General features: G+C 70.1%; 1 protein-coding gene. It reads left to right on the forward strand.

Annotated elements, in window-relative coordinates; all coding sequences use genetic code 11:
- On the forward strand, positions 1-585 hold a 585-nt coding region (priA, locus tag CIC12_RS05055), incomplete at both ends, for a replication restart helicase PriA (protein ID WP_168662744.1).

Consider the following 585-nt stretch of genomic DNA (forward strand, 5'->3'; position numbering starts at 1 on the left):
CGCATACCGGGCGCGCGCGCATCGTGCTTGGCACGCGCCTCGCGGTGCTGGCGTCGCTGCCGAAGCTCGCGATCATCGTCGTCGATGAGGAGCACGATCCGGCGTACAAGCAGCAGGAAGGTTTGCGCTATTCGGCGCGCGACCTGGCGATTTACCGCGCCAAGCAACTGGGTCTGCCGGTCGTGCTCGGTTCGGCGACGCCGTCGCTCGAAAGCTGGTGGCAGGCCGACCAAGGGCGCTACAAACGGCTCACCTTATCGCGCCGGGCAGTGGCCGACGCCGTGTTGCCCACCGTCAGGCTGATCGATCTCGAAGAGGAGCGCCGGCGCGGGCGGGCGTCGGTGGAAGGCTTGTCGGGCCCGCTGATTGCCGCCCTCAAGGCGCGGCTCGAGCGCGGCGAGCAGAGCCTCGTGTTCCTGAACCGCCGCGGCTACGCGCCGCAACTCGCCTGCGATGCGTGCGGCTGGGTCGCGGGCTGTCCGCGCTGCAGCGCGTACGTCGTCCTGCACAAGCCCGAGCGCGCGCTGCGCTGTCACCACTGCGGTTGGGAGTCGCGCATTCCGCGCTCCTGTCCGGAGTGCGGCA

The sequence above is a fragment of the Paraburkholderia sp. SG-MS1 genome (assembly GCF_012275575.1).
In the GTDB taxonomy this organism is placed as follows: domain Bacteria; phylum Pseudomonadota; class Gammaproteobacteria; order Burkholderiales; family Burkholderiaceae; genus Paraburkholderia.